This is a genomic window from Pseudomonas sp. AC172, assembly GCF_979258595.1.
In genome coordinates this window covers 5,366,613-5,383,439 of the sequence record NZ_OZ409868.1, presented here as the reverse complement: position 1 = coordinate 5,383,439, position 16,827 = coordinate 5,366,613, and the positions used below count along the sequence as shown (strand labels likewise).

Sequence of the window (16,827 nt, the reverse complement as noted above, 5' to 3'; positions counted from 1 at the left end):
CGCCCGGCACTCACAGGTTGTACTGCTTGCGCTTGCGATACAGGGTCGAAGCGTCGATGCCGAGGGTTTTCGCCGCTTGATCGAGGGTGCCGGCGGTGGCGAGAACTGCGCCGATGTGAGCTTTTTCCAACTCGTCAAGACTCAGCGCCGCGCCGACGCGAGGGGCGTTGTTGGCGGGTTGCTCGGCCATGCCGAGGTGGCTGATTTCCACACGTTCCTGCGGGCAGATGATGCTCGCCCGCTCGACCACGTTGCGCAGCTCGCGAATGTTGCCCGGCCAGCGATAGCCGAGCAGTGCCTCGCGAGCCTCGTCGCTGAAGCCCCGAGCCGGACGCGCGTACTCTTTGACGAAACGGGCGAGGAAGCGATCGGCCAGGGTCAGGATGTCCTCGGCGCGCTCGCGCAGTGGCGGCAGGTGCAGAGTGATGACATTCAGGCGATAGAGCAGGTCCTCACGGAAACGCCCGTCACGAACCATGTCTTCAAGGTTGAGATTGGTCGCCGCCAAAATGCGCACGTCGGCGCGGCGGGTGACCGGATCCCCTACCCGCTCGTATTCCTTGTCTTGAATGAAGCGCAGCAACTTGGGTTGTAATGTCAGGGGAAAATCGCCGATCTCGTCGAGAAACAGCGTACCGCCATCCGCTTGATTGACCCGGCCCAAGGTACTTTCGCTGGCGCCGGTAAACGCACCGCGACTGTGACCGAACAGCTCGCTCTCCATCAATTCCGCCGTCAGCGAGGGGCAGTTGATGGTCACGCAGGATTTTTTCTCGCGCTTGCTCCAGCCATGAATCGCTCGGGCCAGCTCGCCTTTACCGGTACCGGACTCGCCGAGGATAAGAATGTTGGCGTCGGTGCCGGCGACCTGGCGCGCGGTTTCGAGTACGACTTTCATCGCCGGGCTGTGGGAATCGAGACCGTCTTTCGGCTTGCGGATCTCGCCTTCCAGCGCCTCGAGGCGCGCTGACAGTTGACGCACTTCCAGTTGCTTGGCGGTGGCCAGGCGCAACTGATCCGGGCTGCACGGTTTGACCAGATAGTCGGCGGCGCCAGCCTGGATCGCATCTACAGCAGTATCGACAGCCGAATGCGCGGTCACAATCACCACACGCATCCATGGTGCCTGAATGCGCATCTGCGCCAGCACGTCGAGGCCGTTGTCTTCGCCCAGGCGTAAATCAAGGAAGCACAGGTCGAAGACCTGACGTTGCAACAAGGCGTCGGCCTGAGCCGCGCTGTTGGCTGTGGCAACCGTATAGCCTTCATCTTCGAGGCAATAACGGAAGGTACGCAGGATGGCAGATTCATCGTCTACCAGCAGAATGCGGCCTTGATGCTCAGCGGCAGATTCCATTTTTCCTACGCTCCATAGTGATTGGTCTTGGGTTAGTCCCGGAAAAATCGGGCAAGTTGCATGGTTGATTCTGAACGATGCCAGCCATAGGAGGGTAGCTCTCTCCTGCCTTTACAGCCAATACCTTGATTTTGTTGGTTTTTTAAACAAATGCAAATTTGCAGGGCATTCCTTGCGTACTTTTCTGACATCTGCGCCCTGCTCTCAATTCCATAAGAATGAAATCTCCTACGAAAAAATCGTGCATTGCGCACGACCCCAGATGACCCATCGTGCAGGATGCGTCGCCAAGACTTTTCACAACACTTATAACTTATTGTTTTTATTGAATATTTTTCAGATAAAAAACTGGCATGCAGGCTGCAATAACTCATTCAGCCCGGGCAGAACATGAACTGCCCCAACCGAATAAGAGTGAGGAACCCAGGATGACTCGCCAACGTGCCGCCCAAGTGCGTATCTCGCCACTGCACATCCAGCAAGGTCTGTTTGGCGTACTGGCGCTGTTGATCACCCTGATCGCCTGTCAGCAATACCTGCTTTGGGAAAACAGCCAACAGGGTGAACCGCTGATCTCGATCCAGCACAGCACGCAAAAGCACTTCAGCGCCGTCAGCAGCAGCCAGGCCGAAAGCGCCTCAATGCGCATGATGGACGTCGATCAGGCGCAGCCACTGGATCAACTGCCACGTGAAGAGCGTTGGGTTTTCTAAAGAGCACCGAATTCTGGCGCACAGCGCCGGAACACGTAACACCCCTAAATAGAGAAGTAAGGAGAATCACCATGTTGAGCTGGGCAATTACATTCTTGATCATTGCCATCATCGCTGCAGTACTGGGCTTCGGTGGTATCGCGGGCACCGCCACGGGTATCGCCAAGATTCTCTTTGTCGTGTTCCTGGTGATGTTCATCGCTTCCTTCTTCTTTGGCCGTCGCGGCCGAGGTTAACGATGAGTGCTTTAAAGACACTGGCAGCCGCCCTGCTTCTGGGCGGCAGTGCCATGGCGATGGCGGCCAATGACGGCCAGACGCGGGTCAACGAACTGTTGAGTTCCGACCCGCAATACCGCGAAACCTGGGAAGGCGTGGTGAAGAAGGAAGAACGCCTGCCGGAATGGGTGATGAACCTGTCCGGCACGCCTGACCAACAGATGAATGCCGTGACTGAAGATGGCGACCAGTATCTGGTCGGCCCGCTCTGCGAATCCGCAGACAAGTGCCTGAACCACCGCTTGATCGTCGCGTTCAGTTTCGACAAGAAAGACGCATACGCCATGCTCGTCGATGTGCCCGAAGGACTGCCGGCCGACAAGTCGCCAACGCGACATGCCACCTACCGCTTCCTCGGCAAACCCGATCAGGGCATGCAGGATCTGCTGATGGAAACCCTGAAGAAAGATCCGAAGTGGTACTGATTCGAACATGAAGGCAGCAGCCCTGCTGCTTTCCATTGCGCCCACCTGAGGAAGGCAGGCGCATGACCAAGGGGCCGGGACGTTCTGACTGTTACAGGGTCGGAGTGACCTACGGGTACAGGGAGTACCTGCGCAAGGGCCGGGTCAGGGTAAAAGCTGCGCCGCAGGTTCGCCGACCCACAGTGGCTCGACGGACTTGCGCTGAGCTTTCAAACACGCAAAACATTGATCCAGAGCGTCCAGCTCACCTTTTTTATCGCTGACACTGCGCGCGAAAACATTACGCGGTGTTTCACGGCGACCGTATATCGACAAAGAGACCTGTTAAACAATAGGACTTCTAGTCTTGCTGTGTAGGCTTTTTCCTAAATTTTTCGTCGCTTTTTCTCGTTTAAAAAATAACCAACCTGCGCTGTGATGGCCGGTTCACGGCACTTATGCCGGCCGAAATGTCACAATCGAACCGGTTGGGACGCCAGTTTCAATTAAAAAAGCTCATGCCGATTCGGCATAGGGTAGGCGTTTACGGCATTAGACGGCGCAACCTTGCATCGGAATAGTTGCGCCTTTTTTCGCCTGCCGAAGAGCCGTAAACAAGCGCTTCGGGGCACCTTATACGGAGGCAGATGCACAGACTTTTCCGCTAAAGAGCGTTCCAGTTCCTGCATGTGCCTGAGTCAAACGCAAGTAAGGGTAAAGATAATGAAGAAGGCAAAAATTAGCCTCGCCTGGCAGATCCTCATCGGTCTGGTTTTGGGTATTGCAATTGGTGCGTTGCTCAACCACTTCAGTGCCGAGAAGGCCTGGTGGATCAGCAATGTCCTGCAACCGGCAGGCGATATCTTTATCCGTCTGATCAAGATGATCGTGATTCCGATCGTCATCTCTTCCCTGATCGTCGGCATCGCCGGCGTGGGCGACGCCAAGAAACTCGGGCGTATCGGCCTGAAGACGATCATCTATTTCGAAATCGTCACCACCATCGCTATCGTTGTCGGCCTGCTGCTGGCCAACCTGTTCCATCCGGGCACGGGCATCGACATGAGCACCCTCGGCACGGTGGATATCTCCAAGTACCAGGCGACCGCCGCCGAAGTGCAACATGAACACGCGTTCATCGAGACCATCCTCAACCTGATCCCGTCGAACATCTTCGCGGCCATGGCCCGCGGCGAAATGCTGCCGATCATCTTCTTCTCCGTACTGTTCGGCCTCGGTCTGTCGAGCCTGCAGTCGGACCTGCGCGAGCCGCTGGTGAAGATGTTCCAGGGCGTCTCGGAAAGCATGTTCAAAGTCACCCACATGATCATGAACTATGCGCCGATCGGCGTGTTCGCACTGATCGCGGTAACCGTCGCCAATTTCGGCTTCGCGTCCCTTCTGCCGCTGGCAAAACTGGTGATCCTGGTTTACGTCGCCATCGCCTTCTTCGCCTTTGTGGTACTGGGCCTGATCGCCAAGCTGTTCGGCTTCTCGGTGATCAAGCTGATGCGCATCTTCAAGGATGAGCTGGTGCTGGCCTACTCCACTGCCTCCTCGGAAACCGTGCTGCCACGCGTGATCGAGAAGATGGAAGCCTACGGCGCACCGAAAGCCATCTGCAGCTTCGTGGTACCGACCGGTTACTCGTTCAACCTCGACGGTTCGACCCTGTACCAGAGCATCGCGGCGATCTTCATTGCGCAGCTGTATGGCATCGACCTGTCGATCAGCCAGCAACTGCTGCTGGTGCTGACCCTGATGGTCACCTCCAAAGGCATCGCCGGTGTACCGGGCGTGTCCTTCGTGGTGCTGCTGGCCACTCTGGGCAGCGTCGGTATTCCGCTGGAAGGTCTGGCGTTCATCGCCGGTGTCGACCGCATCATGGACATGGCCCGTACCGCACTGAACGTGATTGGCAACGCGCTGGCCGTGCTGGTGATCTCGCGCTGGGAAGGCATGTACGACGACGCCAAGGGCGAGCGCTACTGGAACTCCCTGCCACACTGGCGCAGCAAGGAAAAACTGCCAGCAGGCGAAATCTCCAAGCCGTAATGCAAAACCCTGTGGGAGCGAGTTTGCTCGCGAAGAGGCCGGCACATTCAACAATTATGTTGATTGACACACCGCCTTCGCGAGCAAGCTCGCTCCCACAGTGATTGATGCAGGGCTTACCAACAAACCCCGGAGAAATCCGGGGTTTGTCGTTTCTGGTGACCCCGCTATCATTCGCCGCATTCTTCGGGGGATTTGACTGATGCTTAATGGCCTGTGGCTTGGCTTCTTCATCGTGGCAGCCGTATCGGCGCTGGCGCAGTGGCTGATCGGCGGCAACGCCGGGATCTTTGCGGCGATGGTGGAAAGCATTTTCGCCATGGCCAAGCTCTCGGTCGAAGTCATGGTGCTGCTGTTCGGCACCCTCACCCTGTGGCTGGGCTTTCTGCGCATTGCCGAGAAGGCCGGCATTGTCGAATGGTTGGCCAAGGTGCTCGGCCCGCTGTTCCTGCGGCTGATGCCGGAAGTACCGGCCGGTCACCCTGCCCTTGGCCTGATCACCCTGAACTTCGCCGCCAACGGTCTGGGCCTCGATAACGCAGCCACGCCCATCGGCCTGAAAGCCATGAAGGCGCTGCAGGAGCTCAATCCCAGTGCCACCATCGCCAGTAACGCGCAAATCCTCTTCCTGGTGCTCAACGCCTCCTCCCTGACCCTGCTGCCGGTGACGATCTTCATGTACCGCGCCCAGCAAGGCGCGCCGGACCCGACGCTGGTGTTCCTGCCGATCCTGCTGGCGACCAGTTGCTCAACGATTGTCGGCTTCCTGTCGGTGGCGTTCATGCAGCGTTTGCGGATCTGGGATCCAGTGGTGTTGGCGTATCTGATTCCCGGCGCGCTGATTCTCGGTGGGTTCATGGCGCTGTTGGGCACGCTTTCAGCGACCGCTTTGGCGGGACTGTCGTCGATCCTCGGTAATCTCACGCTGTTTGGGTTGATCATGCTGTTTTTGCTGATCGGCGCGTTAAAGAAGGTCAAGGTCTACGAGGCGTTCGTTGAAGGCGCCAAAGAAGGCTTTGACGTCGCGAAGAACCTGCTGCCGTATCTGGTGGCGATGCTCTGTGCGGTCGGCGTGCTGCGCGCCTCCGGGGCACTGGACTTTGGTCTGGACGGCATTCGGCATCTGGTCGAGTGGGCCGGTTGGGACACGCGGTTTGTCGATGCGCTGCCGACGGCGATGGTCAAACCGTTCTCCGGCAGCGCGGCGCGGGCGATGTTGATTGAGACGATGAAGACTTCGGGCGTCGACAGCTTCCCGGCGCTGGTCGCGGCGACGGTGCAGGGCAGTACCGAAACGACGTTCTATGTGCTGGCGGTGTATTTCGGCGCGGTGGGGATTCAGCGCGCGCGGCATGCGGTGGGGTGTGCGTTGCTGGCGGAGTTTGCCGGGGTCGTTGGCGCCATTGCCGTCTGCTACTGGTTCTTCGGCTAAGCACATACACCCTGTGGGAGCGAGCTTGCTCGCGAAGGCGTCCGGTCAGTCAACATCATCGCTGAATGACCCACCGCATTCGCGAGCAAGCTCGCTCCCACAGGGGCTTTGTGTTTGGTTCAGGGTTTCGGTGGGGCGAGTTTTTGGCCTTGATCGACGGCCCACGAGACGACTTTCGCAGTCAGGCGATCACTGGCCTGGCCAAACCCGGCCACTACCGCCGGCACCTGCACATCGTTCAATGGCTGACGCTCCTCAAACCGTCGACTGGCCAGAATGCGCTGATCATAGCCACGCACCAGCAATGCATCGACGCGCACCACGACGCTGGCCTGCGTGCCCTGATACTCGGTCTGAAACGCCTGCAAACTCCCGCCCAGCTCAAGGTCCGCCGCAAAGTTGCTGTCATCGGTACTGAGCAACGTCACCCGACCGTCACGCGCGAAGCCGTCGAGCAAGCGATTACGCACCAGCACCGGCGCCGGATCACTCCAGCGCGAGCCTTTGTAGCTGCTGATCACATCGCCCTGTGGAATCACCGCAATCGTCGGCCGGTTCAACGCCTCACTGGCCTGTAACTTGTTCAGCCGCAGCGACCACTGCTGCGTCGCCGCTGAACTGGCCGAGGCGGGCGCCTGTGCGGTTGGCAAGCGATAGACATCCGACGGCTCGGACTGGGGCAGAATTGAGCAGGCACTGATCAGCGTGAAGCCGGCGAGGAGGGCAAGTCGAATCAGCTTCATGGCGTGAATTCCTTGTTCTTGTCACGGCCCAGCAGGTAGCCGCTGGGGTTGGCCTCAAGGCGTTGCGAGATGGCCCGCAGCGAGGTCAGCGTCTCACGCAGCTCACGGATCGCCGGGGCCAGGCCATTGAGACCCTGCATGCCGTTGTCGAGGGAGTTTTCATTTTTGCTGAGCAAGGTGCTGATGGTGTTCGTGCTTTGCTCAAGCGACTTCATCGCTTGCTCCGCGCTGCCCAGCGCTTGCTTGCCCTGATCGTTGATCAAACCGTTGGCGTTGCGCATCAGCAGCGACGTCTGTTCGAGCATGCTGCCGGCCTGTTTGCCGACGGTCGCCAGTTGCTGCATGGCCTGTTTGATGTCACCGCGCTGATCGTTGATCGTGCCGGTGGTCTGCTCCAGATGGGCGAGGGTTTTGCTCACGCGCTCGACGTTCTCGGCAGAGAACATCTGATTGGCGTTTTGCAGCAGCGCAGTGATGCCGGTCATCAAATCGTTGGAGTCATTGAGCAAGCGCGAAATAGGCGAGGGCGATGCAACGATGGTCGGCAGATTACCGTCATGCCCACGCAGTTTCGGGCTTTCCGGTGTGCCACCGCTGAGCTGAATAATCGACGTACCGGTGATCCCCGCCAGCGCCAGCTTGGCCTGGGTGTCCTCCTTGACCGGTGTGTCACCGGCCAGACGAATCCGCGCCAGCACCCGCCGCGGGTCTTTCGGATCAAGGCGCAAGTTGATCACATCGCCGACCTTGATCCCGCTGTACTGCACCGGGCTGCCCTTGGACAGCCCGCTGACCGCCTCGCTGAAGACAATCTCGTAATCCTTGAATTCGGTGTCGACGCTGGACTTGGCCAGAAACAGACCGAAGAGCAGGGCGCCTGCAACCACTATCACGGTGAACAGGCCGATCAACACATGATGCGCTCGGGTTTCCATGTCAGACCTCGTTAAGCAATTTGGCGGCGTCCAGCGCCGAGCGGCCGCGCGGGCCGTGGAAGTATTCGTGAATCCACGCGTCGTCGGTTTCCGAGACGACGTCGATGGGACCTGCCACCAACACTTTTTTCTGCGCCAGCACCGCCACGCGGTCGGTGATGGTGTAGAGCGTGTCGAGGTCGTGGGTCACCAGAAACACGCTGAGGCCGAGCGCATCGCGCAGGGTCAGAATCAATTGATCGAACTGCGCCGCGCCAATCGGATCGAGGCCAGCAGTGGGTTCATCGAGAAACAGAATGTCCGGATCCAGCGCCAGGGCCCGCGCCAGCGCGGCGCGTTTGATCATGCCGCCGGACAGCGACGCCGGGTATTTGTCCGCCGCCGACAGCGGCAGCCCGGCCAGCGCCAGCTTCACGGCGGCCAAGTGCTCGGCGTCGTTGCGGCTGAGGCCGGCGTGTTCGATAAGGGGCAGGGCGACGTTCTCGGTAACCGTCAGCGAGGAGAACAGCGCGCCTTTCTGGAACAGCACACCGAAGCGCCGTTCAACCAGCGAGCGCTCATGCTCGGAAAGGCTCGGCAGGTTCTTGCCAAACACTTTGACCATACCTTCGCTGGGCCGGCGCAAACCGACAATGCTGCGCAACAGCACCGATTTGCCGCTGCCGGATCCGCCGACCACGGCGAGGATTTCGCCTTTGTACAAATCCAGATCAAGGTTTTCGTGCACGCTCTGGCTGCCGAAGCGATTGCACAGGCCACGAACCTCGATCACCGCCTCCGAGGGCGCGCGGGGTAGACGACTCACCAGCCCATCTCCATGAAGAACAGCGCGGCCACCGCATCGAGCACGATCACCACAAAAATCGATTGGACCACAGCGGAGGTGGTGTGGGCGCCGACCGACTCGGCACTGCCGCTGACCTTGAAACCTTCCAGGCAACCAATCGCGGCAATGATGAAGGCGAAGATTGGCGCTTTGACCAAGCCTACGAGAAAGTGCTGAACGCCGATGTCTGACTGCAACAACGTCAGGAACATCGCCGGCGAGATATCCAGCGACACCGCGCAGACCACGCCACCACCGATGATCCCGCAGAGCATCGCCAGAAAGGTCAGCATCGGCAGCGCCACCAGCATCGCCAGCACGCGCGGCACCACCAGCAGCTCCATCGGGTCGAGGCCGAGGGTGCGGATCGCGTCGATTTCCTCGTTGGCCTTCATCGAGCCGATCTGCGCGGTGAAGGCACTGGCGGTGCGGCCGGCCATCAGAATCGCCGTGAGCAGCACACCGAATTCGCGCAGAAACGAGAAGCCCACCAGGTCCACGGTAAAAATCGTCGCGCCAAAACTGGCCAGCACCGTCGCGCCGAGAAACGCCACCACCGCACCGACCAGAAAAGTCAGCAACGCCACGATCGGCGCGGCGTCGAGGCCGGTCTGTTCGATGTGCGCGATCATCGGTGTGATCCGCCAGCGCTTGGGTCGGAACAGGCTGCGAGCGATGGTTTCCAGAATCAGGCCGACGAAACCGAGCAGTTGCAGGGTGTCTTGCCAGACCGTGTCGACGGCGCGACCGATGCGCGTCAGCAATTGCACGCTGACGCTGATTTCCGGCTCCTTGATCGGCACGCAAAAATCGGTCATCGAGCAGTACACGGTTTGCAGCAGCGCGCGGTCGGCGGAGGTCAGCGTGCAATCGGGGTGTTCAGCGGATTTGCCGAGGCGCTCGGAGCCGAGCAGTTCGACCAGCAACGAAGCGCCAGCGGTATCGAGGGCGCCGAGGCTGTTCAGATCGATCGGCGTGTTGGCGTCGTACTGGCCGTGGAGCTTTTCGCTCAGCTGCTTGAGCTCGGCGTAATGGGCAAGCGTCCAGTCCCCCGTGACCCGCAGGCGGGCAGGGCTGATGGACGTGTCCAGTTGGGCATTCCCGCTGATCGAGCTGCTGGTCATAAGCTCCGTGCTTGTTCGTCTGCTAAGCGAACTAACGTAATAGCACGAACCGGGTTACTTTTCTTTGATCGCTGTGCTGTCCGTGACTTCGAAGCGCAACACGCCGATCACCTGGCCGTCTTCGGTCAGCACGCGCACTTGCCACTTGCCTGCCGGGTTGCCTGGGAAATTCTGTTTATGCGTCCACGCGCGGTAGCCTTCCTTGCGCCCGCCATGGATATCGAGGGCGATGCGGTCGACCTCTTTGCCGTTGAACTGCCAGACGTGATAAATCCGCTCATCGAGCCCGCGCGGCGCGTTGATCGCGGTGTAGGCGTAGAGGCCATCGCCACGAATCTGCTCGGCGCTGACCGTGTCGAGGCTGGCACCGGGGGTGCGATCCTGCATTTGCGTGCTGATCGCCACGTCGGTCATCCACAGCGTCGCCGGCGGTACCCACGAACGCAGCGCCCAACCAACGCCACCGATGCCGACGGTGATACAGAGGATCGCCAGCGCGTTGCGCACCGTGCGGATCGGGAAGATCGACGCCAGACTCGGGAACGACAACAGCACGGCAATCCCCAGCGCCCATTTGAAGCTCTGCGCGGTGGTCAGGTGCATGATCACCGGCAACGCGGTGAGCAGGGCGGCGAACAGGGTCAGGGTGTGCAGCGCGAGAAACGCCCAGCGCCGTGGCGCCAGCCATTTGTAGTAAAGCGGATCAACGATCGAGATCAGTGCCGCGACGCTGAGGAGGCCGGTGAAAAACAACTGGCCGCTGTTCCACGTCGTGGTGATAAAGAAAAACGGCAGAACGAAGAACAGACTCTCCTGATGGATCATCTGCGTCGCATAACGCAGCAGCGGCTGGGGAATCTCGCGTTTGAACACGCGGGTGAAGAGGCCGGTGAGGGTGTTCTCCAGCATCAGCCAGATCCAGCTGAGCAGCATGATCACGGTGATCCAGCTCGCCAGCCCTTGCTGACGATCGACCATGATGAAACTGCCGACCCCGGAGATGAAACCGCCAAGCGCAATGACCCCGGGATAGCGCTTCATCAGTTCAAGAATGCGCTGGATCAGGAGCTGTATTTTTGGCATTTGGGCGGTTCACAACTGGATAGGAAAAAACCTCGACAGAGTAGCGCCCGCCGGGCGCTGTGGCGAGGCTGCCGGTCACTTAAAGCCAACACATTCCCCTGTAGGAGTGAGCCTGCTCGGGGTTAGTGTTCGGCGGGTTTTCGGCGGTGGTGCAGGCGCCAGCCGATCAGGACCAACAACACCAGACCCAAGCCACCCGCACTCAACCACAACACCTGATCATCACTGAGCAACGGCTTCTCGATCCGCAGATACCCCGGTTGCAACAACAACTCGCGCATGGCCTTGTTTGCCGCCTCCAGCGTCACGCCTTGCAGCTCCCGCGCCGGGTTGGCGAAGCGGCCATCCTCGTAATCACTCAGTGCGCTCCAGTAATAATCCGCCATCGCGCTGTTGCCTTGCACCGCCCACGCCTGATGCGCGATCGAAGCCTGTTTGATCCGCGCGAACGTGTCAGGGTCGAGGCCGTTTTTCAGCAGATCAGCCTTGAGGTCTTCCAGCACGTGGATAGCTTCGTCGACGTCATCGCGATCAAGATCGGCATTCAGGCTCATGAAGCCAACGCCACCAAACACTTCACGCTCGGCCCACGGCCCGTACGACAAACCGTGGTTGAGGCGGATCTGTCGGTACAACGCCCAGTCCAGGTAATCCTTGAGAATGTCGAACGTCTGGTCGTACTGATCATCGATCACCGGCTCCGGCACCAGCCAGTGCAGCTTGGCGCTGTCGCCGATAAAGCCACGGGTGAGGGTGCGCTCATGGGCGGCGCTGGTGCTGATGTCTGGCAGCGCACGATGCTCGCTCGGATCGACCGCGTCGAGCGCGCCCCAGGTGCGTTCCAGATAGGCCGGCAGCAGTTTGTCGAGTTCGCCGACGACGATCAGCGTCATGTTGTTTGGCGCGTACCAGGCCTTGCGTACCTTCTCCAGTTGTTCCTGAGTCAGATGGCCGACCTCGGCGCGCTGCGGGCACTTCAGACCCAGTTCGACGGCGAGCTGATTGCTCGCGGTGTGGCCGAGGTCCTGACGATCGAGAAAGCGTTGCAGGCGGGTGTAATGGCCACCGTCCTCGCGCTCGACCACACGCTTGGCCGCATTGATGGCGTTATCGTCGATACGCGTTTGCGTAAGCAAAGCAAGCAGCAGATCAAGCACTTTGCGCTGGTTTTTCGCCGGCGCTTCGATGACGAAGGTGGTGTCGGCGTTGCTGGTGAAGGCATTCCAGTCACCGCCCAACGCTTGCATGCGTTCTTCCAGACCACCTTCGCCAGTGGCATCGATGCCACTGAACAACAAGTGCTCAAGCAGATGCGGCAGCTCTTTTTCATCGCAGTCGAAATCATCGAGGCCGACGCCGACTACCAGCCGGATCGCCACATGCCCGCGCTCGGTGCCGGGTTTGAGCAGCAACTGCAAACCGTTGGGCAGCGCATAGCCTTCGACCTGAAAACGATCCAGGGCAAAGGCGGGCAGGGAACCGAGCAACAGACAGGCGAACAACAGGCAACGCATAACAGGCTTCCATACGGCTGATTTGGAGATCCGTGTCGCTATTCAGGCCGCCATTCGCGAGCAAGTCGAATCGTCGCACCGTCGCTCCCACAGGGGAATACATTTCAAATGTGGGAGCGAGCTTGCTCGCGAAGGTCTTAAGGCTGAATCAAGGTTACTGACTGACCTCAGCCCCAGACGTTCAAGGCGAATGCGTAATGTCGGCAATATCATCCGCCGCCAGCGCCCCGGTATCCGCCGTTTCCAGCACCACATACGCACTGCCGCAAAACAGCGAATTCAAGCGTTTCATGTCGGCAATCAACTCCAGGTGCAGCGAACTGGTCTCGATACTCTGCACGATCTTGCGTTGCAAACGGCTGACATGCGCGTGGGCCAAACGGCGTTCCTGGGCGCGAAAACGGCGTTTCTCGCGGAGCAACTGCCGGGCACTTTCGCGGTCACCACTGAGGAAAACCGACAGCCCTAAACGCAAGTTAGAGATCAATTGCTGTTGCAGACCGGCCAGATCCTCCAGTCCTTCTTCAGAAAACGAACGGCGCTGCGAGGTCTTCTGCTGCTGGATCTTGCGCAGCATGCGTTCGATCAGGTCGCTGGCCAGTTTCAGGTTGATCGCCAGCTCGATGATTTCGGCCCAGCGCCGACTGTCCTGCTCGCCGAGGTCTTCGCGGGGCATCTGCGCCAGGTAGAGCTTGATCGCGCTGTACAAGGATTCGATGTCATCGGTCAGCCGACGTATTTCCTGGGTGACAGCGGTCTGCTTGCCGCGCAGTACATCAAGGGTGGCGTCGAGCATGTTCTCCAGCAGATCACCCATGCGCAGGGTTTCCCGCGCGGCGTTGGCCAGCGCCAGACTCGGCGTGACCAGTGCCGTCGCGTCGAGGTGACGCGGCTTGGCCGTACCGTTGACCTCCGGGCGTTCCGGCAGCAACCACGCGCAGAGTCGCGCCATCGGGCCGACGCTCGGCAGCAGAATCAGGCAACGCGCGGTGTTGTAGAGCAGGTGGAAGCCGATGACCATTTCCTGCGGGCTGAAATCGAGGCTGTCGATCCAGTGCACCAGCGGGTCGAGCACCGGAATGATCAGCAACAGGCCGATCAGTTTGTACAACAGGCTACCCAGCGCCACTTGCCGGCCGGCGGCGTTCTGCATGCTGGTGCTCATGAACGCCAGCACGCCGCTGCCGATGTTGGCGCCAATCACCAGACCGATCGCCACCGGCAGGCTGATCACACTGGCGCCGGCCAGGGTCGCGGTGAGCAGTACGGCGGCGAGACTGGAGTAGGAAATCATCGCGAACAAGGCGCCGACCAAGGCGTCGAGGAGGATGTCGCCGGTCAGCGAGGCGAAAATCACCTTTACGCCTTGAGCGTGGGTGATTGGCGCAGCAGCCTCAACGATCAATTGCAGCGCGAGAATGATCAGCCCCAGCCCGATGGACACCCGGCCCATCTGCCCAAGGCGCGTCTGCTTGCGCGACAAAAAGAAAATCACCCCGAGGAAAATCAGCAGCGGCGACAACCACGACAGGTCGAACGTCAACACCCGCGCCATCAGCGCAGTACCGACGTCGGCGCCGAGCATGGTCGCCAGCGCCGGGGTCAGCGCCATCAGGCCTTGGCCGACGAAGGAAGTGACGAGCATGGCGGTAGCGTTGCTGCTCTGCACCATCGCGGTGACGACGATGCCGGCGACAAAGGCCAGCCAGCGCTTGGACATGTTCTGGCCGATCACATGGCGCAGGTTGGTGCCGTACACCCGCAGGATGCCGGTTCGGACGATGTGCGTGCCCCAGATCAGCAGGGCCACGGCGGAAAGCAGATTGAGCAGGGTGAGCATACAAACCCCCTGTAATAGCAGCGCCCCAGCGGGGCAAGTGGACGGTACCGCGCGTTTTCTACGTTTTGATAATTAAGCTGTAGTTGGCTAACGGTCTGGGCGCCAGCATTGCACAGCTAAAGTGCCGATTGAAACAAAAGTGTCATGAAAATGGGTTCAATACACACACCTGAATCCGACACGGTTCCCGTGTGTTGCCCAAAACAAATGTGGGAGCGAGCCTGCTCGCGAAAGCGGTGGGCCAGCCAACATTTCTGTCGACTGACACTCCGTCTTCGCGAGCAGGCTCGCTCCCACAGGGGTACTGCGTATTGCCGGACTAGCGGATTACTGGCCCGGGATGTCCTTGCGCAGTTTCACCGGGTCTTGCTGCTGTTTTTTCTTGGCCATCGCGCCGCGCAACTTGATGTTGATCGCCTCTACCGCCAGCGAGAACGCCATGGCGAAGTAGACGTAGCCCTTCGGCACATGCACGTCGAACGACTCGGCAATCAGCACGGTACCGACCACCAGCAGGAACGACAGCGCCAGCATCTTCAGCGACGGGTGCTTGTCGATGAACTCGCTGATCTTGCCCGACGCCAGCATCATCACCAGCACCGCCACAACGATCGCCGCAACCATCACCGGCACATGGGAAACCATACCCACCGCCGTGATCACCGAATCCAGCGAGAAGACAATGTCGATGATCGCGATCTGAATGATGGTGTAGAGGAAGTTGCCACCCTTGCCGCCGGGGGTGTCGTCGCTTTCGTCTTCGCCTTCCAGCGCGTGGTACATCTCTTGCGAGCTCTTCCAAAGCAGGAACAAACCACCGAAGAACAGGATCAGGTCGCGGCCGGAAATGCCCTGGCCGAACACCTCGAACAGGTCGGCGGTGAGGCGCATGACCCAGGTGATCGACAGCAGCAACAGAATGCGGGTGATCATGGCCAGGCCAAGACCGAAGATCCGGGTGCGCTGCTGCATGTGCTTGGGCATGCGGCTGACCAGGATCGAAATCATGATGATGTTATCGATGCCGAGGACGATTTCCAGGGCGGTCAGGGTGAAGAAGGCAACCCAGATTTCGGGGTTGGTCAGCCATTCCATGTGTATTCCTTTGAGCAATTGTTAAACCGAAAAAGGTCCGGGCTTCAAACCGCGAAGCCAGGACCCGAAACGGTGAGTCTTGGGCTTATAGAGTGCTGAACACCGGGAAAGTCCCCAACAGCAGTGCAGCAATCAGGATGCAGATGCACACCAGGATCGCCCATTTGAGGGTGAAACGCTGGTGATCACCGAAATCAATGCCGGCCAAGGCCACCAACAGATACGTCGATGGCACCAACGGGCTCAGCAAGTGGACAGGCTGACCGACGATCGAGGCACGGGCCATTTCCACTGCGGTGATCCCGTAGTGGCTGGCGGCTTCGGCCAACACCGGCAACACGCCATAGTAGAACGCATCGTTGGACATGAAGAAGGTGAACGGCATGCTCACCAGCGCCGTGATCACGGCCAGGTACGGGCCGAGGAAATCCGGAATCACCGCCAACAGGCTTTTCGACATCGCATCGACCATGCCGGTGCCCGACAGGATACCGGTGAAGATACCGGCGGCAAAGATCAGTCCGACCACTGCCAGCACGCTGCCGGCGTGAGCCGCAACACGATCCTTCTGCATCTGCAGGCAAGGGTAGTTGACGATCATGGCAATACTGAATGCGACCATGAACAGCACGGGCAATGGCAGCAGGCCGGCAATCAGGGTACACATCAGGCCGAAAGTCAGGGCGCCGTTGAACCAGATCAGTTTTGGACGGCGGGCATCCGGGAACTGCGACACGCTGATTTCGCTGTGATCAATATCATCGCCGGCCAGGTGCAGTTCACCGAGACGCGCACGCTCACGTTTACCGTAGAAGTAGGCAATCAGCAGGATCGCCACCACACCGGCAGCCATCGCCGGGATCATCGGCACGAAAATGTCCGATGGATCGACATGCAGCGCACTCGCCGCACGGGCGGTCGGGCCACCCCACGGGGTCATGTTCATCACGCCACCGGCGAGGATGATCAGACCGGCCATGATCCGCGGGCTCATGCCAATGCGGCTGTACAGCGGCAGCATGGCGGCCACGCAGATCATGTAAGTGGTCGCGCCGTCACCATCGAGGGAAACGACGAGCGCCAGTACGGCGGTGCCGACCGAAACCTTCAGCGGGTCGCCCTTGACCAGTTTGAGGATCTTGCGCACGGCCGGGTCGAACAGGCCGGAGTCGATCATCAAGGCGAAATAGAGAATGGCGAACATCAACATCACGCCGGTCGGCGCGAGCTTGGTGATGCCTTCGAGCATCATCGGGCCGATCTTCGGCGCGAAACCGCCGAACAGGGCGAAGACAATCGGGATGATGATCAGAGCGATCAGCGCGGACAGGCGCTTGGTCATGATCAGGAACATGAACGTGATGACCATGGCGAAGCCAAGGAAAGTCAGCATGGGAATACTCCAGGCGTAGCGCGGCTAGTTAAATG

At 59.7% G+C, this 16,827-nt stretch carries 15 protein-coding genes and 1 pseudogene; 6 read left to right on the top strand and 10 right to left on the bottom strand.

All coding sequences use genetic code 11. From position 1 onward, the window contains the following. Nucleotides 1-10 precede the first annotated feature (10 nt). Complete coding sequence (gene algB / locus ACZ0A4_RS24395; RefSeq protein WP_463576635.1) at nt 11-1,357, bottom strand: sigma-54-dependent response regulator transcription factor AlgB; 1,347 nt, start codon at nt 1,355-1,357, stop codon at nt 11-13. 428 nt (nt 1,358-1,785) lie between these two features. Between algB and ACZ0A4_RS24390 the strand changes: the two genes are divergently transcribed. The 6 genes and pseudogenes from ACZ0A4_RS24390 to ACZ0A4_RS24365 form a co-directional block, all read left to right on the top strand. Beyond that, on the top strand, nt 1,786-2,070 hold the full coding sequence (locus tag ACZ0A4_RS24390) for a hypothetical protein (RefSeq protein ID WP_463576634.1): 285 nt from the start codon (nt 1,786-1,788) through the stop codon (nt 2,068-2,070). Nucleotides 2,071-2,141: 71 nt separating this feature from the next. Further along, nucleotides 2,142-2,306 (top strand): DUF1328 domain-containing protein, encoded by a 165-nt coding sequence (locus tag ACZ0A4_RS24385; RefSeq protein ID WP_003177151.1) that lies wholly within the window; start codon nt 2,142-2,144, stop codon nt 2,304-2,306. A 2-nt stretch (nt 2,307-2,308) separates the two neighbouring features. Then, the gene (locus ACZ0A4_RS24380) at nt 2,309-2,773 is read left to right on the top strand and encodes an inhibitor of vertebrate lysozyme family protein (RefSeq protein WP_016986435.1); all 465 of its coding nucleotides are present in this window, start codon (nt 2,309-2,311) and stop codon (nt 2,771-2,773) included. Between the two features lie 702 nt (nt 2,774-3,475). Continuing rightward, nucleotides 3,476-4,807, top strand: coding sequence for a glutamate/aspartate:proton symporter GltP (gene gltP / locus ACZ0A4_RS24375; RefSeq protein WP_463576633.1), 1,332 nt, complete (start codon nt 3,476-3,478; stop codon nt 4,805-4,807). Nucleotides 4,808-5,009: 202 nt separating this feature from the next. Then, nucleotides 5,010-6,239, top strand: coding sequence for a nucleoside recognition domain-containing protein (locus tag ACZ0A4_RS24370; RefSeq protein WP_463576632.1), 1,230 nt, complete (start codon nt 5,010-5,012; stop codon nt 6,237-6,239). Further along, a pseudogene (locus tag ACZ0A4_RS24365) lies at nt 6,211-6,342 on the top strand (metal ABC transporter ATP-binding protein); the annotation flags it as partial. The gene ACZ0A4_RS24370 and the pseudogene ACZ0A4_RS24365, both read left to right, overlap by 29 nt. A gap of 16 nt (nt 6,343-6,358) precedes the next feature. Here the strand turns inward: ACZ0A4_RS24365 and ACZ0A4_RS24360 are convergent. The 9 genes from ACZ0A4_RS24360 to ACZ0A4_RS24320 all read right to left on the bottom strand — a co-directional run bounded on the left by ACZ0A4_RS24360 (nt 6,359) and on the right by ACZ0A4_RS24320 (nt 16,792). Further along, nucleotides 6,359-6,982: an ABC-type transport auxiliary lipoprotein family protein gene (locus ACZ0A4_RS24360; protein WP_463576631.1), complete on the bottom strand. Its 624-nt coding sequence runs from the start codon at nt 6,980-6,982 to the stop codon at nt 6,359-6,361. After that, complete coding sequence (locus ACZ0A4_RS24355; protein WP_463576630.1) at nt 6,979-7,917, bottom strand: MlaD family protein; 939 nt, start codon at nt 7,915-7,917, stop codon at nt 6,979-6,981. Before ACZ0A4_RS24355 ends, ACZ0A4_RS24360 begins: the two co-directional genes overlap by 4 nt. A 1-nt stretch (nt 7,918) precedes the next feature. Further along, complete coding sequence (locus ACZ0A4_RS24350; RefSeq protein WP_007911797.1) at nt 7,919-8,722, bottom strand: ABC transporter ATP-binding protein; 804 nt, start codon at nt 8,720-8,722, stop codon at nt 7,919-7,921. Then, nucleotides 8,719-9,867 (bottom strand): ABC transporter permease, encoded by a 1,149-nt coding sequence (locus ACZ0A4_RS24345; RefSeq protein ID WP_463576629.1) that lies wholly within the window; start codon nt 9,865-9,867, stop codon nt 8,719-8,721. The genes ACZ0A4_RS24350 and ACZ0A4_RS24345 overlap by 4 nt, the downstream gene beginning before the upstream one ends. 54 nt (nt 9,868-9,921) lie before the next feature. Further along, nucleotides 9,922-10,950, bottom strand: coding sequence for a DUF5924 family protein (locus tag ACZ0A4_RS24340; RefSeq protein ID WP_016986428.1), 1,029 nt, complete (start codon nt 10,948-10,950; stop codon nt 9,922-9,924). A 122-nt stretch (nt 10,951-11,072) separates the two neighbouring features. Continuing rightward, nucleotides 11,073-12,464 carry a M16 family metallopeptidase gene (locus tag ACZ0A4_RS24335; protein WP_463576628.1) on the bottom strand — a complete coding sequence of 464 codons (1,392 nt, stop codon included), beginning with the start codon at nt 12,462-12,464 and terminating at the stop codon, nt 11,073-11,075. A gap of 181 nt (nt 12,465-12,645) precedes the next feature. Then, nucleotides 12,646-14,304 (bottom strand): Na/Pi cotransporter family protein, encoded by a 1,659-nt coding sequence (locus ACZ0A4_RS24330; protein ID WP_141126062.1) that lies wholly within the window; start codon nt 14,302-14,304, stop codon nt 12,646-12,648. Nucleotides 14,305-14,631: 327 nt separating this feature from the next. Continuing rightward, nucleotides 14,632-15,399 carry a TerC family protein gene (locus ACZ0A4_RS24325; protein ID WP_034152222.1) on the bottom strand — a complete coding sequence of 256 codons (768 nt, stop codon included), beginning with the start codon at nt 15,397-15,399 and terminating at the stop codon, nt 14,632-14,634. Between the two features lie 85 nt (nt 15,400-15,484). Further along, nucleotides 15,485-16,792, bottom strand: coding sequence for a CitMHS family transporter (locus ACZ0A4_RS24320; protein WP_463576627.1), 1,308 nt, complete (start codon nt 16,790-16,792; stop codon nt 15,485-15,487). Between the last annotated feature and the right edge of the window lie 35 nt (nt 16,793-16,827).